The 26202-nt window shown below is 72.8% G+C and carries 23 protein-coding genes and 1 pseudogene; 10 read left to right on the top strand and 14 right to left on the bottom strand.

Features of this window, described 5'->3' with window-relative positions:
* Positions 1 to 81 precede the first annotated feature (81 nt).
* The 4 genes from DRB89_RS31030 (at position 82) to DRB89_RS31045 (ending at position 3918) form a co-directional block, all read left to right on the top strand.
* Entirely contained in the window at positions 82 to 855 is a 774-nt protein-coding gene (locus tag DRB89_RS31030; protein WP_112451561.1) for a 3-hydroxybutyrate dehydrogenase, read from the top strand.
* A gap of 121 nt (positions 856 to 976) precedes the next feature.
* Positions 977 to 1636 (top strand): NAD(P)H-dependent oxidoreductase, encoded by a 660-nt coding sequence (locus DRB89_RS31035; RefSeq protein ID WP_112453932.1) that lies wholly within the window; start codon positions 977 to 979, stop codon positions 1634 to 1636.
* Positions 1637 to 1717: 81 nt separating this feature from the next.
* Positions 1718 to 3163 carry a glyceraldehyde-3-phosphate dehydrogenase gene (locus DRB89_RS31040; RefSeq protein WP_112451560.1) on the top strand — a complete coding sequence of 482 codons (1446 nt, stop codon included), beginning with the start codon at positions 1718 to 1720 and terminating at the stop codon, positions 3161 to 3163.
* Between the two features lie 122 nt (positions 3164 to 3285).
* Positions 3286 to 3918: a hypothetical protein gene (locus tag DRB89_RS31045; RefSeq protein WP_239516412.1), complete on the top strand. Its 633-nt coding sequence runs from the start codon at positions 3286 to 3288 to the stop codon at positions 3916 to 3918.
* Here the strand turns inward: DRB89_RS31045 and DRB89_RS31050 are convergent.
* The gene (locus DRB89_RS31050; RefSeq protein WP_162688800.1) at positions 3848 to 6631 is read right to left on the bottom strand and encodes a LuxR family transcriptional regulator; all 2784 of its coding nucleotides are present in this window, start codon (positions 6629 to 6631) and stop codon (positions 3848 to 3850) included. The genes DRB89_RS31045 and DRB89_RS31050 overlap by 71 nt on opposite strands.
* A 523-nt stretch (positions 6632 to 7154) precedes the next feature.
* Here DRB89_RS31050 and DRB89_RS31055 point away from each other — a divergent pair.
* A complete protein-coding gene (locus tag DRB89_RS31055; protein ID WP_162688801.1) occupies positions 7155 to 9179 on the top strand; it encodes a putative Ig domain-containing protein in 2025 nt (674 codons plus the stop codon).
* A gap of 87 nt (positions 9180 to 9266) precedes the next feature.
* On the opposite strand, the gene DRB89_RS31060 is transcribed toward DRB89_RS31055, so the two are convergent.
* Positions 9267 to 10616: a CoA transferase gene (locus tag DRB89_RS31060; RefSeq protein ID WP_112451557.1), complete on the bottom strand. Its 1350-nt coding sequence runs from the start codon at positions 10614 to 10616 to the stop codon at positions 9267 to 9269.
* Between the two features lie 279 nt (positions 10617 to 10895).
* Here DRB89_RS31060 and DRB89_RS31065 point away from each other — a divergent pair, with 279 nt between their 5' ends.
* Positions 10896 to 11816 (top strand): ion transporter, encoded by a 921-nt coding sequence (locus tag DRB89_RS31065; protein ID WP_112451556.1) that lies wholly within the window; start codon positions 10896 to 10898, stop codon positions 11814 to 11816.
* 237 nt (positions 11817 to 12053) lie between these two features.
* Here DRB89_RS31065 and DRB89_RS31070 read toward each other — a convergent pair whose 3' ends face one another.
* The 7 genes from DRB89_RS31070 to clpS form a co-directional block, all read right to left on the bottom strand.
* Complete coding sequence (locus tag DRB89_RS31070; protein ID WP_112449861.1) at positions 12054 to 13004, bottom strand: cysteine synthase; 951 nt, start codon at positions 13002 to 13004, stop codon at positions 12054 to 12056.
* A complete protein-coding gene (locus DRB89_RS31075; RefSeq protein ID WP_112449860.1) occupies positions 13004 to 13291 on the bottom strand; it encodes a MoaD/ThiS family protein in 288 nt (95 codons plus the stop codon). Before DRB89_RS31075 ends, DRB89_RS31070 begins: the two co-directional genes overlap by 1 nt.
* Before the next feature lie 88 nt (positions 13292 to 13379).
* Positions 13380 to 13487, bottom strand: a complete 108-nt coding sequence (locus DRB89_RS46410; protein WP_310941867.1) for a putative leader peptide — start codon at positions 13485 to 13487, stop codon at positions 13380 to 13382.
* A 110-nt stretch (positions 13488 to 13597) separates the two neighbouring features.
* Positions 13598 to 14020 carry a M67 family metallopeptidase gene (locus tag DRB89_RS31080; protein WP_112449859.1) on the bottom strand — a complete coding sequence of 141 codons (423 nt, stop codon included), beginning with the start codon at positions 14018 to 14020 and terminating at the stop codon, positions 13598 to 13600.
* A 170-nt stretch (positions 14021 to 14190) separates the two neighbouring features.
* Complete coding sequence (locus DRB89_RS31085) at positions 14191 to 15615, bottom strand: amino acid permease (protein ID WP_112449858.1); 1425 nt, start codon at positions 15613 to 15615, stop codon at positions 14191 to 14193.
* Between the two features lie 320 nt (positions 15616 to 15935).
* Positions 15936 to 16538 (bottom strand): DUF2017 domain-containing protein, encoded by a 603-nt coding sequence (locus DRB89_RS31090; protein ID WP_112449857.1) that lies wholly within the window; start codon positions 16536 to 16538, stop codon positions 15936 to 15938.
* Complete coding sequence (clpS, locus tag DRB89_RS31095) at positions 16538 to 16852, bottom strand: ATP-dependent Clp protease adapter ClpS (protein WP_112449856.1); 315 nt, start codon at positions 16850 to 16852, stop codon at positions 16538 to 16540. The genes DRB89_RS31090 and clpS overlap by 1 nt, the downstream gene beginning before the upstream one ends.
* Positions 16853 to 16933: 81 nt before the next feature.
* Here clpS and DRB89_RS31100 point away from each other — a divergent pair, with 81 nt between their 5' ends.
* The 3 genes from DRB89_RS31100 (at position 16934) to DRB89_RS31110 (ending at position 19495) form a co-directional block, all read left to right on the top strand.
* Complete coding sequence (locus DRB89_RS31100) at positions 16934 to 18262, top strand: nicotinate phosphoribosyltransferase (protein WP_112463502.1); 1329 nt, start codon at positions 16934 to 16936, stop codon at positions 18260 to 18262.
* A 118-nt stretch (positions 18263 to 18380) separates the two neighbouring features.
* Complete coding sequence (locus DRB89_RS31105) at positions 18381 to 18980, top strand: isochorismatase family protein (protein ID WP_112449854.1); 600 nt, start codon at positions 18381 to 18383, stop codon at positions 18978 to 18980.
* A 146-nt stretch (positions 18981 to 19126) separates the two neighbouring features.
* Complete coding sequence (locus DRB89_RS31110; RefSeq protein WP_112449853.1) at positions 19127 to 19495, top strand: hypothetical protein; 369 nt, start codon at positions 19127 to 19129, stop codon at positions 19493 to 19495.
* 46 nt (positions 19496 to 19541) lie between these two features.
* On the opposite strand, the gene DRB89_RS31115 is transcribed toward DRB89_RS31110, so the two are convergent.
* The gene (locus DRB89_RS31115) at positions 19542 to 19871 is read right to left on the bottom strand and encodes a hypothetical protein (protein WP_112449852.1); all 330 of its coding nucleotides are present in this window, start codon (positions 19869 to 19871) and stop codon (positions 19542 to 19544) included.
* Positions 19872 to 19982: 111 nt separating this feature from the next.
* Positions 19983 to 22334 (bottom strand): immune inhibitor A domain-containing protein, encoded by a 2352-nt coding sequence (locus tag DRB89_RS31120; RefSeq protein WP_112453604.1) that lies wholly within the window; start codon positions 22332 to 22334, stop codon positions 19983 to 19985.
* A gap of 538 nt (positions 22335 to 22872) precedes the next feature.
* On the opposite strand from DRB89_RS31120, the gene DRB89_RS31125 reads away from it, so the two are divergent.
* A complete protein-coding gene (locus tag DRB89_RS31125) occupies positions 22873 to 23154 on the top strand; it encodes a hypothetical protein (RefSeq protein WP_112453065.1) in 282 nt (93 codons plus the stop codon).
* Between the two features lie 93 nt (positions 23155 to 23247).
* Here DRB89_RS31125 and DRB89_RS31130 read toward each other — a convergent pair whose 3' ends face one another.
* The 3 genes and pseudogenes from DRB89_RS31130 to DRB89_RS31140 all read right to left on the bottom strand — a co-directional run bounded on the left by DRB89_RS31130 (position 23248) and on the right by DRB89_RS31140 (position 26164).
* On the bottom strand, positions 23248 to 23748 hold the full coding sequence (locus DRB89_RS31130) for an RDD family protein (RefSeq protein WP_239516413.1): 501 nt from the start codon (positions 23746 to 23748) through the stop codon (positions 23248 to 23250).
* Positions 23749 to 24083: 335 nt separating this feature from the next.
* Positions 24084 to 24974 (bottom strand): annotated as a pseudogene (locus tag DRB89_RS31135) (serine/threonine-protein kinase); the annotation flags it as partial.
* A 383-nt stretch (positions 24975 to 25357) separates the two neighbouring features.
* Entirely contained in the window at positions 25358 to 26164 is an 807-nt protein-coding gene (locus DRB89_RS31140) for a VOC family protein (RefSeq protein WP_112451116.1), read from the bottom strand.
* Positions 26165 to 26202: the final 38 nt, after the last annotated feature.

A 26202-nucleotide genomic window follows, 5' to 3' on the forward strand; every position in this document is an offset into this window, starting at 1 on the left:
TGACCGGCTCCATACGCACGGTCCCGAGTATGGAGCGCGACACCGTGGGCGCCGCCCCGGGCCCTGCCTACGCTTCCAGCCATGACGAGCGAACTTGCTTCTTCCCCGCCGCTGCCGCTGCGCGGGCGCGTCGCCCTGGTGACGGGCGGTGGCAGCGGCATCGGCCGGGCGTGCTCCGTGGCCCTGGCCGAGGCCGGGGCCACCGTGCACGTGGTCGACATCGACGCGGCGGCGGCCAAGGCGGTCGCCGGCCTCGTCGGCGGCCACGCGCACGTCGCCGACCTGGCCGATCCCGCCGCCATCGGGGAGCTGCCCGAAGCCGTCGACATCCTGGTCAACAGCGCCGGACTCCAGCACGTCGCCCCGATCACGCGGTTCCCGCCCGAGCGCTTCGCCCTGATCCAGCAGGTGATGGTCACCGCGCCCTTCCTGCTGCTGCGCCGCGTGCTGCCGCACATGTACGCCGCCGGCTGGGGCCGGGTGGTCAACATCTCCAGCGTCCACGGGCTGCGCGCCAGTGCGTACAAATCGGCCTACGTCGCGGCCAAGCACGGCCTGGAGGGGCTGAGCAAGGTCGCGGCGATCGAGGGTGCCCCGTACGGCGTGACCAGCAACTGCATCAATCCGGGCTACGTGCGCACCCCGCTGGTCGAGGGGCAGATCCAGGACCAGGCCGCCGCGCACGGGATCGCCGCGGACGACGTCCTGTCCGAGGTGCTGCTGACCCGGTCGCCGATCAAGCGGCTCATCGAGCCCGAGGAGGTCGCCGCGGCCGCCGTCTGGCTGTGCGGACCGCACACCGGCTACGTCACGGGCTCCTCCCTCCCCCTGGACGGCGGCTGGGGCGCCAACTGACCCCGTCCGGGTGACAGCCGTGCGCCGCGCCGCGGGCACGGGGGCGGGGTCCCGTACGGTCCCGCACGTGACCGATGCGACCAACGCGAACAACCCGACCGGGCCCACCGACCCGGACAACCTGAACATCAGCACCGGACCCGGCGCGCTACGGGTCCTCGTCCTCTCCGGGTCCTCCCGCGAGGGTTCGGTGAACACCCGGCTCGCCGCCCTCGTCGCCGGGCAGGTCGAGCGCTCGGGCGCCGTCGTGGACCTCGCCCGGATCGGGGACTTCACGATGCCCACGTACGACGGCGACACGGAGGCGGCCGAGGGCCCGCCCGCCGGGGCGGCGGCCCTGCGCGAACGGCTGCTGGCGGCCCAGGCCCTCGTCATCGCCTCGCCCGAGTACAACGCCTCGGTGCCCGGCGTGGTGAAGAACGCCGTCGACTGGGTCTCCCGGTTCCGGCCGCAGCCCTTCAAGGACAAGCAGACGCTGCTGGTGTCCGCCTCGCCGTCGATGGTCGGCGGGAACCGCGGCCTCTGGGCGCTGCGCGTGCCGCTGGAACACCTCGGGGCCCGGGTCTACCCGGACATGTTCAGCCTCGCCATGGCGCACTCCGCCTTCGGCGCCGACGGCGAGCTGACCGAGGCGGGCCTGCGCGAGCGGCTGGCCGACACGATCGACTCCTTCCTCGCCCTGGCCGAGGCCGACACCCGCTACCTGTGCCTCCAGCGGCGCTGGTACGAGTTCCTCGGCGACGAGAGCAGCGCCCCGGTCACGCAGCGTGCCGAGGGCTGAACGCCTGCTCAGGGGGTGCTCGCAGGGTCAGTGCGACCGCGGGTTAGCATATGAGCGCCGCCTAGCTCGAAAGACGAATCTGTGACTGTCAATGACGACTCGTTCACCAATTGGAAGAACCGCGAGAAGATCGCGGAGTCGATGATCCCGATCATCGGGAAGCTGCACAGGGAGCGGGACGTCACGATCCTGCTCCACAGCCGCTCCTTGGTGAACAAGTCCGTGGTCAGCATTCTCAAGACCCACCGCTTCGCCCGCCAGATCGCCGGTGAGGAGCTCTCGGTCACCGAGACGCTGCCGTTCCTGCAGGCACTCACCACGCTCGACCTCGGTCCCTCGCAGATCGACCTCGGCATGCTCGCCGCGACGTACGCCGCCGACGACCGCGGCCTGTCGGTGGAGGAGTTCACCGCCGGTGCCGTCTCCGGGGCCACCGGTGCCAACAAGATCGAGCGCGGCGAGGGCCGCGACGTCGTCCTCTACGGCTTCGGCCGCATCGGCCGGCTCGTCGCCCGCCTGCTGATCGAGAAGACCGGTTCCGGCAACGGCCTGCGCCTGCGTGCCATCGTCGTCCGCGGGGGCGGCGAGGCCGACCTCGTCAAGCGCGCCTCGCTGCTGCGCCGCGACTCGATCCACGGCCAGTTCCAGGGCACGATCACCGTGGACGAGGCGAAGAGCACGATCATCGCCAACGGCAACGAGATCAAGGTGATCTACGCCAACGACCCGTCCGAGGTCGACTACACGGCGTACGGCATCAAGAACGCCATCCTGATCGACAACACCGGCAAGTGGCGCGACCGCGAGGGGCTGTCCAAGCACCTGCGCCCCGGTGTCGACAAGGTCGTCCTGACGGCTCCCGGCAAGGGTGACGTCCCGAACATCGTGCACGGTGTCAACCACGACACGATCAAGCCGGACGAGCAGATCCTGTCCTGCGCGTCCTGCACCACCAACGCGATCGTCCCGCCGCTGAAGGCGATGGCGGACGAGTACGGCGTTCTGCGCGGCCACGTGGAGACCGTCCACTCGTTCACCAACGACCAGAACCTGCTGGACAACTACCACAGCGCCGACCGGCGCGGCCGCTCCGCGCCGCTCAACATGGTCATGACCGAGACCGGTGCCGCCTCCGCCGTCGCCAAGGCGCTGCCGGACCTCAAGGCGCCGATCAGCGGCAGCTCCATCCGCGTCCCGGTGCCGGACGTCTCGATCGCGATCCTCAGCCTGCGCCTGGGTCGCGAGACCACCCGCGAGGAAGTCCTGGACTACCTCCGCGACGTGTCGCTGACCTCGCCGCTCAAGCGGCAGATCGACTTCACCACGGCGCCCGACGCGGTCTCCAGCGACTTCATCGGCTCGCGCCACGCCTCCATCGTCGACGCCGGCGCGACCAAGGTCGACGGGGACAACGCGATCCTCTACCTCTGGTACGACAACGAGTTCGGCTACTCCTGCCAGGTCGTCCGGGTCGTCCAGTACGTCTCCGGCGTCGAGTACCCGACCTACCCGGCCCCGGCGGTCTGATCCCGCCAGGACCCGCACGGACCATGCCCCCCGAGTGACCCCCGCGGTCACCCGGGGGGCATTCGTCCGCCCGGCCCGGCACCCCGGGCCCGGCAAGATCCGAAAGGGACGTCAGCCGGGCCGTGCGGGTGCTGGACGCGGTCCGCGCGGCGACCGCCGGGCTCCCGCGGCCCCGCGTGGTGGCCGTCGAGTGGCTGGATCCGCTCTGGCCCGCCGGGCACTGGCTGCCCGAGCAGATCACGGCCGCCGGCGGCGAGCCGCTCATCGCCTCGCCCGGCGAGCACACCCGCCCGATGGACTGGGAGACCGTCCGGGCCGCGCGCCAGAACGTACTGCTCCTGCTGCCGTGCGGATTCGCCCCGGAGCGCACGCTCACCGAACTCGGGCTGCTCACCGCCCTGCCCGGCTGGGACGAGCTGCCCGCGGTGCGGGCCGGCCGGGTGTGGGTGCTGGACGGGCCCGCCCACTTCAACCGGCCCGGCCCCCGGGTCGTACGGGGAACGGAGGTACTGGCGCACGTCCTGCACGGAGTCCGCTCCGGGGCCCCGGTCTCCGCCTCGGAGGCTTCGCGCTGCCCCGGACCTGAGGCCCGGGCGACAACACGCCCGGGGTCCGCCCGGGTTGGCGCCCGGGGCCTGACGGCGCCTCGGCTCCGGGGAGCGGCCGGGTCCGGTCCGATGTCCGTCAGGGCCCGGCGAGGGCCGCGGCGAGCTGGGTGCGCGAGCGGACGCCGAGCTTGCGGTAGACGCGGCTGAGCATGCCCTCCACGGTCTTGACCGAGATGAACATGTGCTGGGCGGCCTGCTGGTTGGTGGCCCCCTGGCAGATGAGGTCGGCGAGGCGCGACTCGGACTCGGTCAGCCCGCCCGCGCCCGGGGCCGGGCCCGCGGCCGACGCCGGGCCGCCCGCCCGGTCGAGGAGCTCCCGGGTGAGCTCCTGCCAGGGGCGGGCGCCGGTGTCGTCGAAGACGGCCCGGGCCGCTTCCCAGGCCGCGCGGGCGGCCGCCTGCCGGCGGCGGGCCCGTTCGACGCGGCCCAGGGCGAGCAGCGTACGGGCCTGTTCGAGCGGCAGGCCCAGGTGCCCGAAGGCGGCCGCGGCCCGGTGGAGTACGCCGCTCGCCTCCTCCCCGGCGCCGGTACGAGCCAGCAGGACGCCGTGCGCGCGGTCCAGCGCCGACCGGGGTCCCGAATCGGCAGCGTCCGGGCTCGCGACGGGCCGCGCGCGGTCGAGGAGCTCCCGGGCCAGGTCGAGCCGGCCCGCGCAGGTGAAGGCCTCCACCGCGTCCGGCTGCCAGCGGAACATGCCGGGGTCGGCCGACGGGACGTGGCGCTCCGCCTCGGCCACGGCCGTGAGCGAGGCCACGGCGTCGGCGACGTCCCCGGTGTGGAGCTGGACCGCGCCCATGACCCACAGGTTCCGCGAGACGTACAGGCCGTCGCCCTCCTCCTGCGAGGCGCGGGCACCACAGGAGGCGGTGCGCAGGGCGGCCGCGAACGATCCGGCGGCGCTCTGCGTCAGCGCGGCGGTGTACCAGGCGGGCCCCATGGACAGGCCCGCCGTGGTCGACAGCCGTACCGCCTGGTCGGCCCAGGCGAGCGCGGGCGCGCAGGCGCCGAGGCGGGTGTCCACCTCGGCGAGGCTGCGCCAGATGTCGACCAGGTCTTCGGCGTCGCCCGCGTGTTCGGCGAGGGCGAGGAGTTCCACGAGCCGTTCGCGCGCCTCCGTCAGGCGGTCGTCGAAGACGGCGTGGCGGGCGGCGAGGTACTGGGCGCTGTTGCGGATGCCGGAGTGCTGGGCCGGGATCCCGAGGGCGAGGGCCCGGGCGAGGGTGCGCGGTGCGTCGGCGGCGCCGAGTACGCGTTCCATGCGGGTCCGCATGGTCAACGCGGCGGCCTGCAAGGGCCGGTGGCCGTCGGCGGCGGCGAGTTCGGCGGCCCGGGTGGCCGCGCGCAGAGCCCGGTCGGGGGCGGCGTGGGCGATGTTGGCGGCGATGGCGGCGCGCAGTTCCACGGCGGCGAGGAGGCCGGGGTGGCCCGTCGCCAGTTCCCTGCACCGGGCCAGCAGCGGTTCCAGGTCGGCGAGGGCCTGGCCGTGGGCGTCGACGAGCGCGAGCAGCGCGGTGACCTGGTCGGCGGGTTCGGCCCGGCCGGCGGTCAGGGCGTCGGCCGCCTGCCGGGCGATGTCGACGGAACCGGCGCAGGCCGCCTCCTGGGCCGCGTACGAGAGTCTGCGCACGCGCAGGCCGGACCGGTCCAGCGGGGTGATCTCGGCGGCGAGGTGGAACAGCTCGGCGGCCAGGGCCCGTTCGCCCGCGGCGCGGGCGGTGGCCGCGGCGGCCTCGGTGTCCTCGGCCAGGCCCTGGTCGGGCAGGTTCGCCGCCAGGGCCCGGTGGCGGACCTCGTGGACCGGGTCGCCCACGGCCCGGGCGAGGGTGAGGTGGGCCGCCGCGCGCCGGGGCCGGCCCTCCGAGCGGGCCGCGGCGCGGGCCAGGGCCGCGGCCGTGAAGCGGACGGCGCCGGCGGGGTCCACGCGCAGCACCCCGGCCGCCTGCGCCTGGGCCAGGTGCTCCTCGGCGTCGGAGCGGCCCGCCCTCAGCAGGAGGGGCAGCGAGGGGCGGCTGGTCAGGGCGGCCAGCATCAGGGTGTGCCGGGCGGGTTCGGGGAGCGCGGCCCGCAGCCAGGCCCCGGCCGCGTCGAGCGTCTGCTCGGACAGGGCGGGCCGGTGCCGCTCCGGGGCGGGCAGCCGGGCGAGTTCCGTACAGGACACGGCGGTGAGCAGGCGGTGGCCGCCGCAGTGGCTCTGCAGGGGGCCCGCCCAGCGGGTGGGCAGACCGTGCGCGCCGAGCAGGGCGGCCGTCTCCTCGGCGTCGAGCGGGTCCACGTCGACCTGGGCGGGGTGCCCGCCGAGCAGGCGGGCCGCGGCCTGCGCCCGCCCCTGGACGCGTTCGGTGACGATCGCGGTGAGTCCGGGGGCCGCCAGGGTGCGCAGGGCGTAGCCGAGGACGTCGGCGCTGGCCGGATCGAGCCACTGGGCCCCGTCCACGGCCAGGATCCACCGGCCCGAGGAGAGCAGGGCGGTCACCGCGAGCCGGGCGGGCAACTGCTCGGAGGCGGCGAGCGGTTCGCCGGAGCCGCGGTGCAGCAGCCGGTCGACCACCTGGCCCTGACCGCGCGACAGCGAGCCGAAGTCGGCCGGGCCGCAGTGGGACAGCATTTGGGCGAGCGCGCCGAAGACGTGTTCCCGGTCGCCTTCGACCGTGGTGACGCGCAGCGCCGTCCGCCCGGCCCCGGCGGACGGGGTCCGCAGGACGTCCTCGAGGACGGTGGTCTTGCCCGCGCCCCAGGGGCCGGCGAGCGCGACCCGCCCTTCGCGGTCGAGCGCTTCCACGGCGCGGGCGGTCGCCGCCGCGGCCGCGCGCGGACCCCCGGTGACCGGCGGGGTGGTGTCGAACTCCGTGTCTGGCCTCACGAAGGGGCACCGTAGGCGGCCGCGGAGCGGGAGACAACGGCCGGGGCGGCCGGTCCGCGGGATCAAGGGTTTCCCCTGATGCCAAGGGGTGCCGGTCCCGGCGATGGTGGTGCGACGGCGGGCCGTCCGCGCTCCGGGTGCGGGGTGGCAGACCCGGCGCACCGCGGTCCTCCACGGGAGGAGCGGGGGCCGCGGCCCGGACGGCCCGCCGTGCTCCGTGCCGGGCCTTCCCCGGCCGGCGCGACCGGGGAAGGCCCGGGCGAGCCCGGGGCGGGCCCGGCAAGAGACCGGAGCGCGCCCGGCAAGAGACCGGGGCAGGCCCGGCAAGAGACCGGGGCTGCAAGGGATTCCTCCGATGCTCCCGACACCGGCCCGGGACCACTCTGTTGGCCACCCCGGAGCGCACATCCGCGGCTCCCCCGAATGCGGGCTCCGAGGGGACGAGAAGAGTCCCGTGCTCCCCCACGGGACGTGCATCCCTACCGGCCTACGCCTCCGGTATGCCCCCCATGAAGGGATTTCCGTGCGAAATCTGTCAAACAGGCCTCTGTGGCGCTCCGTTGCGGCCGCCTCGGTCACGGCCGTCGTGGCGCTCGGCGCCCTGGGCTCCCTGCCCGCGCACGCCACGCAGGCCGAGCGGCCCGGGCCTTCCGTGTCCCCGGAAATCCTCCGGGCCATGCAGCGCGATCTCCACCTCTCCGCCGACCAGGTGCGCGACCGCGTCGCCGACGAGGCTGCCGCCGGCCGGGCGGCCACCCTCATCCGGGGCCGGGTCGGTGACCGTGTGGCGGGCATGTGGTTCGACGCCTCCACGGGGCGGCTGAACGCTTCCGTCTCCAACGCCGCGGACGCGGCGCTGGTCCGGGACGCGGGCGCCGTCGCCCGGCAGGCCCGGTACGGCTCGGCCGAACTGGGCGGCGCGGCCCGGACGGTGACGCGCGAGATCGGCTCCGGCGTGGCCGGGGTGGTCTCGTGGGGTCCCGACACCCGCAACAACCGCATCGACATCACCGTGAACCGGGCGGCTAGCGACGCGTCCACCGATGCCTTCACGGCCCGCATCGCCGCCCTGGGCGACATCGTCCACGTGAGCGAGACCGCCCAGAGCCCGGTCCAGCAGGCCGACGCCGTTGGCGGCGAGAAGTGGGTGCCGGGCACCGAGAGCCCGTGTTCCATCGGCTTCCCGGCCACCCGCACCGCCGGAGGGGCCAAGACCTTCCTGACCGCCGGGCACTGCACCAACGACGTCAACCAGCCCGCGTACGGCAAGGACGGGACCCGCGTGGGCACGTCCAACAAGGACGGCAAGAGCAGCGTCAACGCCCAGGAGGGCGACATGGGCGTCGTCGACGTGGACCAGGCGGGCTGGAACCTCGCCCCCACGGTCGCGGGCGACGGGTCGCATGCGGCCATCACGGTCACCGGTTCGGCCGAGGCCGTCGTCGGCACCGCGATATGCCGCTCCGGGCAGACCACCGGCATGCGCTGCGGCGAGGTCACGAAGGTCAACCAGAGCGTGGACTACGGCAACGTGGTCATCGACGGCCTCTCGTACTCCAACGCCTGCTCGGCGGGCGGCGACTCGGGCGGCTCCTACGTGACCGCGACCGGCGGGAAGGCCGTCGGCCTCCACTCCGGCGGCGGCAGCGCCACCTGCACCTCGGGCAGCGGTGAGAAGTTCACCATCTTCCAGCCCGTGATCGAGGCCCTGACCCGGTTCAAGCTGACCCTGCTCACCTCCACCCCGCAGCCGGGCAACGTCACCGTCTCCGCGGTGTCGGCCCAGAGCGGCGTCATCGGCGCCCGGATCGTCGAGCTGAAGAACAGCGCCGAGGGCGGCACCGCCCCCTACACCTGGTCCGCGACCGGTCTCCCGGCCGGCCTGACCATCGCCTCCTCGACCGGCACGATCACCGGTACCCCGACCACAGCCGGAACCTCCACCGTGACCGTCACCGCCACCGACAGCGCCGGCAAGACCGGTTCGGCCGGCTTCTCCTGGACCATCACCACGGCGGGCACCGCCCCGTCCGTGACCAACCCCGGCAGCCAGAGCTCGGCCGTCGGCGCCCCGGCCGACCTCACCGTCAAGGCCACCGGCGGCACCGCCCCCTACACCTGGTCCGCGACCGGCCTCCCGGCCGGCCTGACCATCGGCTCCTCGACCGGCGCGATCACCGGCGCCGCCACCACGGCCGGAACCTCCACCGTGACCGTCACCGCCACCGACAGCGCCGGCAAGACCGGCTCCGCCACGTTCTCGTGGACGGTCACCACCGTCACGGGCACCGGCCCCGTCCTGCAGAGCCCCGGCAACCAGGTCGTCTACATCGGCAAGCCGGTCAGCCTGAACCTCCAGGCCACCGGGGGCACCAAGCCGTACGCCTTCAAGGCCACCGGCCTGCCGGCCGGCCTGAGCCTGAACCCGGCCACCGGGGCCGTCTCGGGCACCCCCACCACCTGGGGCTTCGGCAGCAGCACCCTCACGGTGACGGACGCCGCGGGCAAGTCCTCCTCGGTCAGCGTCACCTGGAACGTCTACTTCTAGTGCTGCCACCCCGGCGGGGCCCCGGCCGGTACCCCGGCCGGGGCCCCCTGGCCCCCTCGGCCTCCTCCCGCTGTCGGCGGCTCCGAGTCAGAGCCAGCCGGGCCGGTCGGTCCCCCACCGGGAGGGTCCCCGGCCCCACGTCGCGCCCCCGAGCGGGGACACCGCGTGCCGCAGGGGCCCGTATCCCGAGGCGGTCTCGCGCAGCCACGGCTCCGGCCCACCACCGGGCACGGCGGCCGCGGACATCGGGGGGCCCGGGACCGCGGCGGCGGCCCCCGGCACCTCGCGGACCAGCCACGAGGCCGTCCCGGCCAGCGAGAACCGCAGCCCCCGGCCGCCGCCGTCCGCGAGGGCCCGCAGGACACCGGCCGCCACCAGGTACCCCGTCCCGTGGTCCAGGGCCTGCGCGGGCAGCACCCCGGGCCCGTCCCCGTCACCGCAGGCGGCGGAGATCCCGTACCCCGCCTGCACGAGCGAGTCGAAGCCCCGGCGCCCGGCCCAGGCACCGCGCCACCCCCACGCGCAGAGCTCCGCCACCACCAGGTCCGGCCGTCGCGCCAGCAGCTCCCGCGCGTCCAGCCCGTACCGGGCCAGCGCCCCCGGACGGTAGCCCGTCACCACCGCGTCGGCGCCGGCGAGCAGCCCCTCGAACACCTCCCGGTCCCGGGCCGCGCGCAGGTCGAGCAGCGTCGAGCGCTTCCCGAAGCCGGTGTCCGCGTACGCGTCGTCGGACTCCGCCGGCTCCGGCGCGTCGATCCGCAGCACGTCCGCGCCCAGCAGCCCGAGCGTCCGGGTGGCCACCGGTCCGGCGATGACCCGGGTCAGGTCCAGCACCCGTACTCCCGCCATGGGCGGCCCGTTCGCGCTCCCGCCCAGTTCCCGGCCGCGCCCGCCGGACGCCCACGACTCCACCAGCGGCTGCGGCTCCCCGTACTCCCGGGCCACGGCCACGGCCAGCCCGCCCGCCGCGTACACCGCCTCCTGGACGACCACCGCCGTCCGCCGGGAGATCTCGCGCGCCACGCCCCGCGGCGTCCCCGCGCCCAGGGCCCGTACCAGCGCGGCCTCGTGGTGCGGGTAGTTGGCGTGCGTCCGCACCCACCCGTCGGCCGCCCGCCAGAAGCCGGACAGCGGCGCGAAGACCACCGGTGCCCGACCCGCCACCAGCAGGTGCCGCTCGCTGACGAACGCCGTGGCCACGGCGCCTTCGTCGACCACCTGGGCCGCCACGTCGCCGGGATCGCCCCCCGCCCGTACGGCGGCCAGTTCCGCCGCGGCCAGCGTGCACGCGCCGACCGTGGCGCGGGCCAGCTCCCGCACGGGCAGCGGCCCGTCGCCCAGGCCGTTCGCGCCCCGGTAGGACACCCGTCCGGCCAGTCCGTCCGCCCCGCCCAGCGCGGCCCATGCCTGCGCCGTCGCACCGTCACGATTCGTCATGGGCCCATCCTCCGCGACGGCGCCCCCGAACGGCCGACGGCCGTGCGCGGACCGGGGTGCCTGCCCGGGCGCTGACCTGGGCTCAGACCCGGGTATCGACCGGGCGCGGAGCACCGTGTACCCGATCGGGCGATGTCGTGCGCCAGGGCGTCTCGATTCGCGCCGTCCGGCGTTACACGACGCGGAACATGAACACCGCCTCGGCAGCCTCGTCTTCCGTCGCGGGCCACGTCGGCGCGTGTGGACCGGGGCGGCCGGCGGCCCGTACGAGGGAGCACGATGACCGACCCGACCGCGGTGGACACCAGGCGTGGAAGGCTGGCCGCGCACTGCCGAGACGTGTGCGAGGCCCCCGCGTTCTCGCTCGCCGTTTTCGCGGTGATCCTCTTCAACGCGGCACTCCTGGGCGTCGAGACGTACAGCGGACTGTCCGCCGAGTACAGCCGGCTCCTCGGGATGACCGAGCACTTCTGCCTGGTCGCCTTCACCCTGGAGATGGTGATCCGCCTGGCGGCGCACGCCGACCGGCCGAAAGCTTTCTTCCGCGACCCCTGGAACCTCTTCGACCTGCTGGTCGTCTCCTCGGCCTTCATCCCGTTCCTGCGGGAGAACACCACCCTGCTGCGGCTGTTGCGACTCGCCCGCGTCCTGCGCACGGCACGGTTCATGCCCCAGCTGCGGGTCCTCCTGGTGGCCGTGGGCCGGAGCCTGCCCGGCACCGTGAGCTTCCTGTTCGTGGGCGCCCTGATCCTCTACGTGTACGCGATGATCGGGTGGATCTGCTTCTCCGGCCACGACCCCGCCCACTACGGCTCGATCGGCCGGGCCGGGCTGACCCTGTTCCTCCTGATGACGCTCGAAGGGCTCGGGGACGCCGTGTACGCCGGGCTCGCGGTGTCCCCCTTGAGCATCGTCTACTACGCCTCCTACGTGCTCCTGGCCTCCTTCGTCCTGCTCAACGTGCTGATCGGCGTGGTCCTCAACGCCCTGGAGGAGGCACGGGAGATGGAGGAGCAGAGCCAGCGGGCCGCGCAGCGGGCGGAAGCGGAGGTGGACGTCGCCGACGAGCTCCTCCTGCGGATCGCTGCGGTGCGCGGCGCCCTCGACGACATGGAGGCCCAGCTCGGCTCCGCGGGGATCGGGGCGCAGCTGCCCGCGGCTTCCGCCCCGGCGGCGCACGCTTCGGCGGGCGCGCGGTAGGCCCTGCCCCTGCCGGGGACCGGACCGCTCGCGGGCACCCGCCCTTCGGGGGGCGGGTGCCCGCGAGCGGTCCCGGGCGTTCGAGGCGCGGGGTCGGGGGCGGACCCCCCTGGGGTCCGCCCCCGACCCCGCGCCTCGAACGCCGGCGGGGCTGAGTGTCGTTCCCCGGGCTGCGCCCGGACCCCGCGCCTCGAACGCCGGCGGGGCTGAGTGCGGCGGCGGGGGTCCGGCGACGGGCTAGGCCCAGAGTTGGCCCTGGAGGACCTCGATCGCTTCTTCCGTCGTCGCCGCCGTGTAGACGCCCGTCGAGAGGTACTTCCAGCCGCCGTCGGCCACGACGAAGACGATGTCGGCGGTCTCGCCCGCCGCGACCGCCTTGCGGCCGACGCCGATCGCCGCGTGCAGCGCCGCGCCCGTGGAGACGCCCGCGAAGATGCCCTCCTGCTGGAGGAGCTCCCGGGTGCGGGTGACCGCGTCCGCCGAGCCCACCGAGAAGCGGGTCGTCAGGACCGACGCGTCGTACAGCTCGGGGACGAAGCCCTCGTCGAGGTTGCGCAGGCCGTAGACGAGGTCGTCGTAGCGCGGCTCCGCCGCCACGATCTTGACGCCCGGTACGTGCTCGCGCAGGTAGCGGCCCACGCCCATCAGCGTGCCGGTGGTGCCGAGGCCCGCCACGAAGTGGGTGATGGAGGGGAGGTCCGCGAGGATCTCCGGGCCGGTCGTCGCGTAGTGGGCGCCCGCGTTGTCCGGGTTGCCGTACTGGTAGAGCATCACCCAGTCCGGGTGCTCCGCCGCCAGTTCCTTCGCGACGCGGACGGCGGTGTTCGAGCCGCCCGCCGCCGGCGAAGGGATGATCTCGGCTCCCCACATGGCCAGCAGGTCGCGCCGCTCCTGCGAGGTGTTCTCCGGCATGACGCACACGATCTTGTAGCCCTTGAGCTTCGCGGCCATGGCGAGGGAGATGCCCGTGTTGCCCGAGGTGGGCTCCAGGATGGTGCAGCCCGGGTACAGCCGGCCGGCCTTCTCGGCCTGCTCGACCATGTGGAGCGCCGGGCGGTCCTTGATCGAGCCGGTCGGGTTGCGGTCCTCGAGCTTCGCCCAGATCCGTACGTCGTCGGAGGGCGAGAGCCGGGGCAGCCGGACGAGCGGCGTGTTGCCGACGGCGGCCAGGGGGGAGTCGTAGCGCATTACTTCGATCCGCCGGCCACGGCCGGGAGGATGGTGACGTTGTCGCCGTCCTTGAGCGCGGTGGAGATGCCGTCGAGGAAGCGGACGTCCTCGTCGTTGAGGTAGACGTTGACGAAGCGGCGCAGCTCGCCGCCCTTGGCCTCGTCGATGATGCGCTCCTGGATGCCCTTGTGGCGGGTCTCCAGGTCCGAGAACAGCTCGGACAGGGTCGCGCCCTCACCCGAGACGGCCTTCTCGCCGGCGGTGTAGGTGCGGAGGATGGTGGGGATGCGGACCTCGATGGCCATGGCAGGCTCCAGTCAGGATGGTGAGGGAAGGCGGGCGAAGCGGAGGCGGGCGTGGGCGCGCGCGGCCCCTCGGGGGGCCGGCGGGGGCTCAGGCCGCGGGACAGATGGCGCTGGCGAGGCGGCACAGGTCGACGTGCAGCCGCGCCACAAGCAGCAGCCTGCCGGGCGTCTCGATGCTCACGTCGTGGGGAACCATGCGGTCATGTTAACGATTCCCGGTCCCCGGTTTGGAGTGTGATCTCACATCGTGGACGAATACCGCTCACATACTGGGCGGTAGGCCCAGTCAAGTCCTCAGGTGGGCCCTCAGTAGGCCTCGACGACCTGCACTTCTTCCTCGGTGATCACGCCTTCGACGATCCGGTACGACCGGAACTGGAACTCCCCGAGGCCGTCCGCGTCGGCCGTGGAGACCAGCACGTAGTGCGCGCCGGGCTCGTTCGCGTACGTGACGTCCGTGCGCGAGGGGTAGGCCTCGGTCGCGGTGTGCGAGTGGTAGACGATGACGGGCTCCTCGTCCCGGTCGTCCAGGTCGCGGTAGAGCTTGAGCAGGTCCTTCGAGTCGAACTCGTAGAACGTGGGCGAGCGGGCCGCGTTCAGCATCGGCACGAACCGCTCGGGGCGGCCGGTGCCCTCCGGGCCGGCCACCACGCCGCAGGCCTCGTCGGGGTGGTCCTGGCGGGCGTGCGCGACGATCTGGTCGTACAGGGCCTGGGTGAGGGTCAGCATGAGCGACAGGATAAACAGACGGGCCCGCCCGTACCGAGGAGTGGTACGGGCGGGCCCACATCTTGGACGGGCACCGCCTGGACACGGGCCCCCGCTCCGGGGGCCCGCGGCGGCGGAGCCGCGTGGTTCCCGGCCGCGGCAGGCGGCCGGGAACCACGGTTCGAGGGGCCTTACGAGGCCTTGGTGAAGGCCGCGGAGCGCGGGTCGCGGGACTTCATCACGAGGTAGGACACGCCCAGCAGCAGACCCCACAGCGGGGCGCAGTAGAGCGAGACCCGGGCGTCCTTGTCGATGCCCATCATCACGATGACCATGCCGATGAAGGCCAGGGCGAAGTAGCTCGTGTACGGGGCGCCGGGGGCGCGGAAGGGGGACTTCGGCAGGTCCCCGCGGTCGGAGGCGGCCCGGTAGCGGATCTGGCAGACGAGGATCATGATCCAGGCCCACATGCCGGAGATGGTGGCGAAGGAGACCACGTAGTCGAAGGCCTTGCCGGGGGCGACGTAGTTGATCCAGACGCCGACCAGCATGAGCGCGGCGGAGAAGCTGGTGCCGACGAGCGGGGTGCCGCTCTTGGTCAGCTTGGTGAAGAACTTCGGGCCCTGGCCGTTGAGCGCGAGGTCGCGCAGCATGCGGCCGGTGGAGTACATGCCGGAGTTGCAGGAGGAGAGGGCCGCGGTCAGCACGACGAAGTTGACGATCGCGGCGCCGACGCCGAGGCCCATCTTCTGGAAGGCGGCGACGAAGGGGCTGACGCCGGGCTGGAACTCGTGCCACGGGACGACCGACAGGATCATGATCAGCGCGCCGACGTAGAAGACGGCGATGCGCCACGGCACGGTGTTGATGGCCTTGGGCAGGGTCTTCTCGGGGTCCTTGGACTCGCCGGCGGTGACGCCGACCAGTTCGACGGCGAGGAAGGCGAACATGACGATCTGCAGGGTCATCAGCGTGCCGCCGATGCCCTTGGGGAAGAAGCCGCCGTCGCTCCACAGGTTGCTGACGGTCGCCGTGTCGGCGGCGTCGGAGAAGCCGATGGTGAGGATGCCGGCGCAGATCAGGATCATGCCGACGATGGCGGTGACCTTGACCATGGAGAACCAGAACTCGAGCTCGCCGAAGAGCTTCACGGAGATCAGGTTGGCGCCGTAGAGGATGACGGTGAAGATCAGCGCGTACGCCCACTGCGGGAAGCTGTCGTGGGTCCAGTACGACATGTACTGCGCGGCGGCGGTGACCTCGGTGATGCCGGTGACCACCCAGAAGAGCCAGTAGGTCCAGCCGGTCACATAGCCCCAGAAGGGGCCGAGGAACTCCCGGGCGTAGTCCGAGAAGGAGCCGGACACCGGGCGGTACATGAGCAGTTCGCCCAGGGCCCGCATGATGAAGAAGATGACCAGGCCGGCGATGGCGTAGGCCAGGATCAGGCTGGGTCCGGCCTTGGAGATGGCCTTGCCGGCGCCCAGGAAGAGGCCGGTGCCGATGGCTCCGCCGATCGCGATCATCTGGATCTGGCGGGCGCCGAGCGCGCGGTGGTACCCCTCGCCGCCCTCGGCCGTGTCGTGCTGCTGCTCGTCGACCTGTACGGAGGTCATGTCTTGGTGCGCCTTTCTCCACGCCGACCCGCGCCTTGACTGGCTGCGGATCGGGTCCTCGATCCCCCCGGATACGGATGGAGTTGCACGCCGGCGGTCAGCCGGTTCAAGCAGGCCGGGGGGCATGGGTGGCGCCCCGTCGGCGGTCGTGAAGATTTATCACGTGCTTACGGGTGGATGAGGGAAGAAAATGTGACGCAGGGCGCAAAAAAATCGGGACAGAGGTCCCGAAAACAAATCAGATCACCACATGGTGGTGATCTGATCGTTATCCGGATTTGAGCGTCCGCTGAGCGAACGATCTGCGCGTTTGAGGGTCCTCAGAGGGTTTCGATGAGGGTCTCCTGGAGGCCGCCGAGCCAGAGGTACGCCATCACCATCGGCTTGCGCGGATCGTCGTCCGGCAGCCGGAAGAGCACGGCGCTCTCGTCGTCCTCGGTGATCTCCAGGCGGGCCGCGATGGTGAGCCTCAGGTCGTTCAGGGCCCCGAGCCAGCGCAGCGGCAGCTCGCCGGTGAGCTCCAGGACGGCCGCCCGGTCGTCCGCCCGGGTGAGCCCGTCGAGGCTGCGCACGACGGCCAGCGCGTCCTCGCGCTTGCGGTCGCGCAGGTCGTTCTCGGTGAAGCGGCGGAACTCGCCCGAGTTCGCGCGCAGCTGCGCCTTGTCGGCGCCGGGCGCGGTGTCCGGGCCGCCGTAGGCGTCGGGGAAGAGCCGGGCGAGGGCCGGGTCGGACGGGGGCTCGGTGGGGCCGTCGGAGCCGGCGAAGAGCGCGGCGAGCGGATCGGCGTCCGGGTCGGGCTCGGGGCTGCCGGGGCCGACGAGCTCCAGCAGCTGCACGGCCAGCGAGCGCAGGATCGAGATCTCGATCTCGTCCAGGGCGATGGCGGCGCCGCCGCCCTCGAGGGCCTCGAACACGCCGCCCATCAGTTGCGGTCCTGGGACATGGTCGCCCAGAGGCCGTAGCCGTGCATGGCCTGCACGTCGCGCTCCATCTCCTCGCGGCTGCCGCTGGAGACGACGGCCCGCCCCTTGTGATGGACGTCCATCATCAGCTTGTTCGCCTTGTCCTTGGAATAGCCGAAGTACGCCTGGAACACGTACGTCACGTAGCTCATGAGGTTGACCGGGTCGTTGTGCACCAGGGTCACCCACGGGACGTCGGGTTCGGGGACCGCGAAGGTCTCTTCGGCCGATTCGGTGCGTTCGATCTCAATGGGAGCAACACTCACTCGTCCCATGCTGCCACTGCGGGGGGCCTGTCGCACAAACGGGCCCCTACATCTCGTCACTTTGACGAGATGTGCGCTAGCATCCGTGACATGAACCCTGCGGACCTGGGCCTGCCGGTGGACGTGCCGTCGACAGCGCTCTTCACGGACCATTACGAGCTCACGATGCTGCAGGCCGCGCTGGCCAGCGGCACCGCCGACCGGCGTTCGGTCTTCGAGGTCTTCACCCGGCGGCTGCCCGAGGGGCGGCGCTACGGCGTGGTCGCGGGAACCGGCCGGGTGCTCGACGCGGTGGAGAACTTCCGCTTCGACGGCGCCGTACTGGAATTCCTGCGCGAGCGCGCCGTCGTCGACGCGCGCACCCTCGACTGGCTGGCCTCGTACCGCTTCTCCGGCGACATCTGGGGCTACCCGGAGGGCGAGGTCTACTTCCCCGGCTCGCCGGTCCTGCGCGTCGAGGGCAGCTTCGCCGAGTGCGTGCTGCTGGAGACCGTGATCCTGTCGATCCTCAACCACGACTCGGCGATCGCCGCGGCGGCCTCCCGGATGTCCTCGGCCGCCGGCGGCCGGCCGCTGATCGAGATGGGCGCGCGGCGCACGCACGAGCTGGCGGCCGTCGCCTCGGCCCGCGCCGCGTACGTCGGCGGCTTCACCTCGACCTCGGACCTGGCGGCCGGCTTCCGGTACGGGATCCCGACGGTCGGCACGAGCGCGCACGCCTTCACCCTGCTGCACGACAGCGAGCGGGACGCCTTCACGGCCCAGGTCGCCTCGCTGGGCGACGGGACCACGCTGCTGGTGGACACCTACGACGTGGCGGAGGCGGTCCGCACGGCCATGGAGGTCGCCGGGACCGGCCTGGGCGCCGTCCGGATCGACTCCGGGGACCTGCTGCTGGTCGCCCACCGGGTGCGCCAGCAGCTGGACGAGCTGGGGGCGACGGCGACGAAGATCGTGGTGACCTCGGACCTGGACGAGTACGCGATCGCCTCGCTGGCGGCCGCCCCGGTGGACGCGTACGGCGTCGGCACGCAGCTGGTGACGGGCAGCGGGCACCCGACGTGCTCGATGGTCTACAAGCTGGTCGCGCGGGCCGCCTCGGCGGACCTGAAGGCCCCGTACGTGTCGGTGGCGAAGAAGTCCTCGGGCGGCAAGACGTCCGTCGGCGGCCGCAAGTGGGCGGCGCGGCGGCTCGACTCCGACGGGATCGCGGAGGCCGAGGTCATCGGGACCGGTCCGGTGCCGGCGGCACTGGCCGACACGCAGCTCCTCGTCCAGCTGGTCAAGGGGGGCGAGGTCGTGGCCCGCGAGTCCCTGGAGGCCGCGCGCGAACGCCACCGCGAGGCCCTGGCGGGCCTCCCCCTCCCGGCCACCCAGCTCTCGCGCGGCGAGGCCGTCATCCCGACGGAGTACGCGTAAGCGCCGCCCCGCCGGACCCAAACGCCGGCGGGGGCTGGATTTGCCCGGGGCAGGGCGGGGGAAGAGCCCCCGCAGGGTCCCCCCGCACCGCCACACACCAAGCCGAAGGGCACCGGACATGCACCGCGCACTGATCGTCGTCGACGTCCAGAACGACTTCTGCGAAGGCGGCAGCCTCGCGGTCGCCGGCGGGGCCGACGTGGCCGCCGCCGTCACCGAGCTCATCGGGCAGGCCACCGCCGGGTACCGGCACGTCGTCGCCACCCGGGACCACCACGTCGACCCCGGGTCCCACTTCGCGCACCCGCCGGCCCAGCCGGACTACGAGACCTCCTGGCCGGTCCACTGCGTCGCCGGGACCGAGGGGGTGGGCTTCCACCCCAACTTCGCGCCCGCCGTCGCCTCGGGGGCCGTCGCCGCCGTCTTCGACAAGGGGGCGTACGAGGCGGCGTACAGCGGCTTCGAGGGGGCGGACGAGAACGGCCTCGGGCTCGCGCAGTGGTTGCGCGACCGGCAGGTCACCGAGGTCGACGTGGTCGGCATCGCCACCGACCACTGCGTCAAGGCCACCGCCCTGGACGCGGCCCGCGCCGGGTTCCGTACGCACGTCCTGCTGGACCTGACGGCCGGCGTGGCCCCGCACACCACGACGCGGGCGCTGGCCGAGCTCCGCGAGGCCGGGGTGGAGCTGTCCGGAACGCCCGTCGTCGGCGGCTGACGCCCCGGGCCGGGCCCGGGCCGTCAGAGGAGCACATCGGACAAGCTGGGGCGGATTTGCGTCAAAGCCGCGAAACCCTCCACATCTGATCACGAGTCCTGGAAACCTGTCGCCGGTCAGCACCTGCGACGAGGAGGCGCTCCGTGATGTTCAGGTTCACCGGGCCGGCGGACGACGGGACCCCGGCCGACCGGCCCTCGCTCCGGGGCCGCGGCACGCTCAGCGTCGCCGCGGCCGACGGGGGCTGGAAGCCGACCTTCGTGTGGTCGGGCGAGGCCCTGCCCGTCCCCGGCCACGGCGGGGAGCTGCCCCTGACCGCGGGGGCGGAGGTCCGCACGCCGGAGGGGACCCCGCTGCTCGAGTTCCGCATGCGCGGGTCCCGGCAGCGGGCCTACCGCTTCGGGCACACCCCCGGGGGCCGGCTCCCGGCGGGCGCCTACACCGTGGAGTGGTGGACCGCCCGCGACGACGACGGCGCACGGGTCGGCGGGAGCTTCGGCTTCGAGCTCGCCTGACGGCGCCGTGCCCGTGCCCACGCCCATGCCCGCGCCCGTCACAGCACTAGCTGCGCCCCAGCAGCGCCCTGATCGGGTGCCACAGCTCCTCCGCCCGGTCGGGCGCGCAGCGCCAGAGCAGGCCGTCGGGGTGGTGCAGGACGGCGGTGATCTCGTCCGGGGTCGGCGGCTGCGCGTTGCCGCGCAGGTAGACGGCGCGCATGCCGAGGTTCCGCAGCCTGGTCAGGGCGCGGGCCCGGTTCGCCGCGTGCACCAGCACGCGGACGTTTCCGCCTTCGGGGGCGCCGTCCGCGGCGCTCCGCTCGGACGGTCTGGGCAGCGTGAGCGCGACGACCACGCTGCCGCCTGGCAATCGGACGAAACCTCCACCGGGCATGTCTTCATCTCCCCCGTCAATAAGAAACTCAGCCCACGCATCTAAACGCGATCGGCCGCCGCCCGCTAGGGGGCGACGGCCGATCATGTTTTGACCTGCGGCTTTACCGAATTACTTAACGGAGGGGCCGACCTCGATCGTCATCTGGAGACCGTCGTAGGGCTCCTTCACGATCTTGATCTTGGTGTTGGTGTCAGTGACCTTCACCGAGCCGGTCGGGTTCTCGTCGTAGTAGTACTTGCCCTTGTGGTCGTCGAAGACCAGGTTCGTGGGCTTCGGCTTGACGAAGAGCGACTCGCCGTTCTTGTGCAGGGTGAACGCGTCCGTGGAGTACGCGCTGAAGGTCGCGTCGTACGGCTGGATCTTGTTCCGCAGCAGCGTGCCGTCCGACCACTTCATCGGCTTGGCGTTGGCGTCGATCGGAAGGATCAGACCGGCGCCCGGGTGCTGGCTGGTGTTGTTGTCCTTCTGGGAGGTGTCCCACTGCCAGATCAGGAGACCGTCCTGGTAGGGGTAGTGCTCGACCCAGTTCGGCTTGGTGTTGGCGAAGCCGAAGTTGTACGGGCCCACCTTGAGGGTGGAGTCGTACGACACGTAGCGGCGGTTCTCGGCCAGGTAGTACTGCGCGTACTCCTTGGTGAAACCGTTGCCGACGCGGGAGAAGCCCTTGCCGGTCCACCCGTTGTCGCCGTTCTCGGCACCGTCGGTGAACAGCGCGGAGCCGTTCGCCGTGATGGTGAGGGCGTCGGCCGTGAAGCCCTTGCCGCCCGCGCCGCCGTCCGTCTGGTAGCGGAAGCGGAGGTCGACCTTCTTGCCGGCGTAGGCGTCCAGCGAGAAGTTCAGGTTCTTCCAGGCACCCGAGACGCCGGTGAGCGACGGGCTGCCGGAGGCGTCGACCGGGAGGTCCACGCCGTCGGCGGTGCCGGCCAGCGGGGTCCAGTTGGCGCCGCCGTCCGTGGAGACCTCGGTGTACAGGAAGTCGTACTCCGCCTCGATGTCCCACCAGCCCTTGAGGGACAGGGCCGCGGAGGACTTGCCGGTCAGGTCGACCGAGCGGGTCAGGGTGTTCTTGAGGTCGTCACCCATGTTGCTCCACCACTGCGAGGAACCCTCGGCGGGAGCGACGATCTCGGTCTTGACCTGCTTCTTCGGCAGCTCGACGAGGAGCGCCTGCTTGTCCTTGGTGTTGTACTCCGCCACGCCCAGCTTGTGGGTGGACTTCGTCGCGGCCTTGGCCACGTCGTAGTTCAGCCAGCCCAGCTGGAACTTGTCCCAGGCGTTCATGTCGCCCGGGAGGTCGCCTATGGAGTCCTTGCCGTTGCCGAGCCAGGAGCCCGCCGACATCAGGGACCAGAAGCCGACCGAGTTCTCGCCGCCACCGGAGGTGTCGTAGAGGTCCGGCAGGCCCAGGTCGTGGCCGTACTCGTGCGCGAAGACGCCGAGGCCGCCGTTCTCGGGCTGCATCGTGTAGTCGCCGACCCAGATGCCCGTGTCGCCGATCTGGGCGCCACCGGCCTTGTTGTTCTCCGGGCCGGTCTTGCCCGCCTGCGTGCCGTAGGCGTACCAGCGGTGCGCCCACAGGGCGTTGGTGCCCTGCACGCCGCCGCCGGCCGACTCGTCCTCGCCCGCGTGGACGATCTGGAAGTGGTCGATGTAGCCGTCGGGCTCGTTGAAGTTGCCGTCGCCGTCGAAGTCGTAGCGGTCCCACTGGTCGTACTGGGACAGCTGCGCCTTGATCTGGGCGTCGGTCTTGCCGGCCTTCTTCTGGCCCTCGGTCCAGGCGGTCACGCCGTCCTTGACCGTGTCCCAGACGTTGGAGCAGTTGCTCTGGCCGCAGTAGTTCGAGCCGTAACGGGCCTCGTTGTACGGGACCTTGACCCAGTCGGCGACCTCGCCGTCGACCGAGTAACGGCCCGAGGAGGTCTTCTCGTAGTAGGTCTTCAGCGAGTTCTTGCCCTTGCCGGTACCGAAGTACAGGTCCTGGAAGTACGCGCGGTTGAAGTCCTTGCGCCAGGCCGTGCTGTTGTTCGTCGCACGGTCGGGCTGGGCGATCTGGTTGTGCATCGGGCCCGGGGTGCCGCCGTACTTGGGCGCGGGCGGCTTGGGGCCGCCCGGGCCGTCCGGGTCGAACATGGTGGTGCTGTCCACCTGGTCGCCGAAGTCGACGAGGATCGTGAAGATCTTGTCGGTCTTCTCGCGGCCGAGCTCGACGTACTTCTTCTCGTCGAGCTTGACGACCTTGGAGGCGCCGCGCTGCTCGACGTCCTTCTTGCCGGACAGCACCTGCTCCAGGGCGGCCTTCTTGGCCTTCGCCTGCTGGTCGCTGAACGGGCCCTTGAGGTCGTGCTCGACCTTCTCCTTGGAAGGAGCGGTCGGGTCCTGGCGGTCGGCGGCCGGAGCACTCGGGCCCGGCTCGGCCTGCGCGAAGGTGTAGGCCGCGCCGGTGGCCGCGGTCGCGGCCATGGTCACACCGACTGCGGCGGCGCGCAGTGCACGCCGCCTGACGGAGTTGCTGGTCACTTGAAGTCGTTCCCCTCCCGCGGCCGCAACGTGGTGCGGAACGTCTCCGGAGGAGTGGGGGGTTCCGTGCGGCGCGCGTCTCAAGTGACGACATTTGACCGGAGAGTCGCGAGAAAAGACAGACCTTGACTTGTTCCTTACAACTGCACTATGCGGTCAGTCAGTTCCGCTATTCGGACGTTCGCGGGCCATAGCGGACGAACGGTACGTCCGGGGCCCCGCCGGCGGACGCCTCAGGAGACCCGGCGGACGCGTTCCGGCCCCCGCGCCCGTCCCGCCCCACCTCGACACCCCCTCCACTCGCGCTCGCATCAGCCCGGAGAAATGACCCTGTGCGCCCCCCTGTGCTCCGCTGGCGCGGTTCAGATGGGTTAGGTCGCGCTTACCGACAGTTCCCCTCGGGCATCCACCGTCGTAGAGTCACTTGACGCCAGACCTGGTCGAGCCGACTCCCCCTCCCGCTTCGAGGACGGATATCGTCATGCCGCGTCCGACTGCCGCACAGCTCGCCTACGGGTCCGCCACCGTCATCGTGTCGACGATCGCCATGCTGCTGCTCTCGCAGACGAGCACCGGGCTCGGCGTCGCGGTCATCTCCGCCGCCGCGCTCGCCCTCGGGCTCCTCGTCGCCCTCACCGTCCCCGGCCCTCGCCGGCGCGGGCGGCACGCGGCGACCCGCCCGAGGACCGCCTCGCCGGTCCCCGACACCGTGCCGCGGGACGTGGCGGCCGCCGCGGCCGTCGAACACCCCGTGCACCACTGAGCCTTCGCCTTCGCCGGGCGCGCACAGCGCCGCGCGGGCGGCCTCCCCGGTGGGGAGACCGCCCGCGCGCCGAGCTGCGTACGCCTGGGGCCGTCAGGTCGCCCGGACCACCACGGTCTTGGCCACCTTGTCGTGCAGACCCTGCTTGTAGGGCTTGTCGACGAGCATCGAGATCACGAGTGCGATCGGCCACAGGCAGAAGCAGCAGATGAGCGTCGGCAGCCAGAGCACGGCCGCCCGGCCGAGGGCCGCACCGGACTGCGGGACGCTGCCGTCGTTGAGCATCGCGACGCGCAGGCCCAGCCACTTCTTGCCCAGGGTCTGGCCGTTCTTCTTGGTGAACCACCAGTCGTAGCCGACGTACGCGGCGATCGAGATCAGCGTCATGACCAGGCCGCTGCCGCTGTACGACTTGGTGATGACCTCCGTGACGTCCTCACCGTCGTTCGTCTTGACCGTGTAGCGGTTGCGGTCGCCGACGGCCAGCTGGATGAGGAAGAGCGGGACGGCGATGATCAGGACGTCCAGGACCCGGGCCGCGAGCCGCTTGCCGAAGTCGGCGAGCGGGGGCATCCCGGCGAGCGGGTCGGGCATGCCGTGGCCGCCGCCCCCGCCGTACGGGTCTCCGCCGCCTCCGTAGGGGGGCGGCGGGGGCGGGTAGCCCCCGCCTCCACCACCGGGACCAGGTGCGCGGGGCGCTGGGGGACGGCCTGGCCGGTCCGCGGGTCCAGCCAGGGGTCGGCTCCGCCGCGCGGGCGGCGGTGCGTGGCGGGCCCGGCGGCGATGCCGGGGCCGCCCGGGCCGGGCAGGTGGGCGCTGGGGGCCGGCACGGAGGCCGCGGCGGAGGCGGCGGCCGCCGAGGCCGCTGCGGCGGAGGCCGCGGAGGCTGCGGCGGCGGCAGCGGCTGCCGCTGCGGCGGCGTTGCGGTGGCCCGCGCGCCGGGCCTCGATCATCGCGACGGCGCGCGTGGGCAGCCAGGCGGAGGCGGTGCCGCTCTCGTCGCCGCCCTCGAAGAGGTGCGGGGCGAGCTGCGCCTGCAGGTCGGCCGGGGTGGGCCGCTGCGTGGCGTCCATCTGCATGCAGGATTCGATGAGCGGGCGGAGCTCGTCCGGGAGCCCCTCCAGGTTGGGGCCCTCGCGCAGCAGCATGAAGACCGTCTCCACCGGGTTCGCCCCGTGGTAGGGCGGGTGCCCGGTGGCGGCGAAGACGAGGGTGGAGCCGAGCGAGAAGACGTCGCTGGCGCCCTTGACGCTGCGCGAGTCCTTGGCCTGCTCGGGCGACATGTAGGCGGGGGTGCCGACGGCGACGTTCGTCATGGTCAGGCGGGTGTTGGAGACGCCGCTGGCGATGCCGAAGTCGATCACGCGCGGGCCGTCCTCGACGACGAGCACGTTGGACGGCTTCAGGTCACGGTGGACCAGGCCGGCCCCGTGGATGGACTGCAGGGCCTCGGCGATGCCCGCGGCGAGCCACCGTACGGCCTGGGCGGGCATGGGCCCGCACTCGTGGACGATCTCCTCCAGGGAGGGCGCGGGCACGTACGCGGTGGCCAGCCACGGCACGGCCGCGCGCGGGTCGGCGTCGACCACGGCCGCGGTGTAGAAGCCGGAGACGGCGCGGGCCGCCTCCACCTCGCGGGTGAAGCGCACGCGGAACAGCTGGTCCTCGGCGAGCTCGGTGCGCACCGTCTTGATCGCGACCCGCCGGCCGGATGCCGACCTGGCGAGATAGACCAGCCCCATGCCGCCGGCGCCGAGCCGTCCCAGCACCTCGAAGGGGCCGATCCGTCTCGGGTCGTGCTGCGTCAGCTGCTCCACCACTCGCCTCCACACCCATCCCCGTACGGGCTCCCGCGCGGGCCCCCGCTCCTCCAACAAGCACGCCACCTGCACGCGCGCCGGCACACGGCGGTCGGCCCGTGCGGCGTCGCACCGCCGGGCGCCGCCCGCGGTCGCGCACACCGATTCTGTCAGGCCCGGGCCTGGTCCGGCCCCGGGTACGCGGGCGGGTTCGTACGGGAACCCGCCGGGGGATCACGCGCCCGCGCCCGTACGGGGCCGCGCGCGAGGCCCGTACGGGGTGCCGGGCGGGCTCGGCGCGGGCTCGGCGCGGGCTCGGCGCGGGCTTTCGTAGGGCTGTCGGCCCGGGCTCGTACGACTGTCGGCCGGGCTCTCGTACCGCTACCGGCCGGGCTCTCGTACGGCTACTGGCCCGGCTTCGTGCGGGGTTCCGACAGCAGCCCGAAGACCGCCCCCTGGTTGTCGGCGACGACCGCGATCCGCCCGTAGGGGGTGTCGAAGGGGTCCGCGGTCACCCGTCCGCCCAGGCGCTGGACCATGGCGACGGACTGGTCGCAGTCCGGTACGGCGAAGTAGACGAGAAAGTGCGCGGGCATGACGGCGGGGAAGGCGTCGGTGATGAGGCTGCGGCCCATGACGGCGGATTCCGGGCCGGGCGCGCTGCCGGGCGGGGACCAGAGGCGGTATTCGGCGCCGCCGGAGCCGTCGGCGACGTCCTCGTCCCGGGGGACGTAGCCGAAGACCTTGGCGTAGAAGACGTCCACGGCGTCGCGGGCGCGGGTGTAGACCTCGGTCCAGCAGTACGTGTAGGGCTCGTTCTGGGCGTCGAAGCCGTGGTGGGTGCCGGGCTGCCACAGGCCGAAGACGGCGCCGCCGGGGTCGGCGGCCATCGCGGCGGTCCCGTACGGGCCGACGGGCATCGGGTCCATCACCAGCTGGCCGCCGGCGGCGCGGATCCGCTGGGCGCAGGCGTACGCGTCGGTCGTGTAGAGGTAGACGCCCCAGACGGTCGGCATGCGGCCGTCGGGCTTGGGGGCGAGGGCGGCGACGTTGCGGCCCCGGCTGTAGGCCTGGGTGTAGTGCCCGTACTCGGGTCCCGCGCCGTCGGCGAAGGTCCACCCGAAGAGCTCACCGTAGAAGCGCTTGCCCGCCTCCACGTCCGGCAGGGAGGCGTCGACCCAGCAGGGTGCGCCTTCCGCGAATGCGGCCATGAGCCCGGTTCCTTCCGTTGTGCGGGGGTGTGTGGGGG

The organism is Streptomyces sp. ICC4 (genome assembly GCF_003287915.1).
Lineage (GTDB): Bacteria > Actinomycetota > Actinomycetes > Streptomycetales > Streptomycetaceae > Streptomyces > Streptomyces tritrimontium.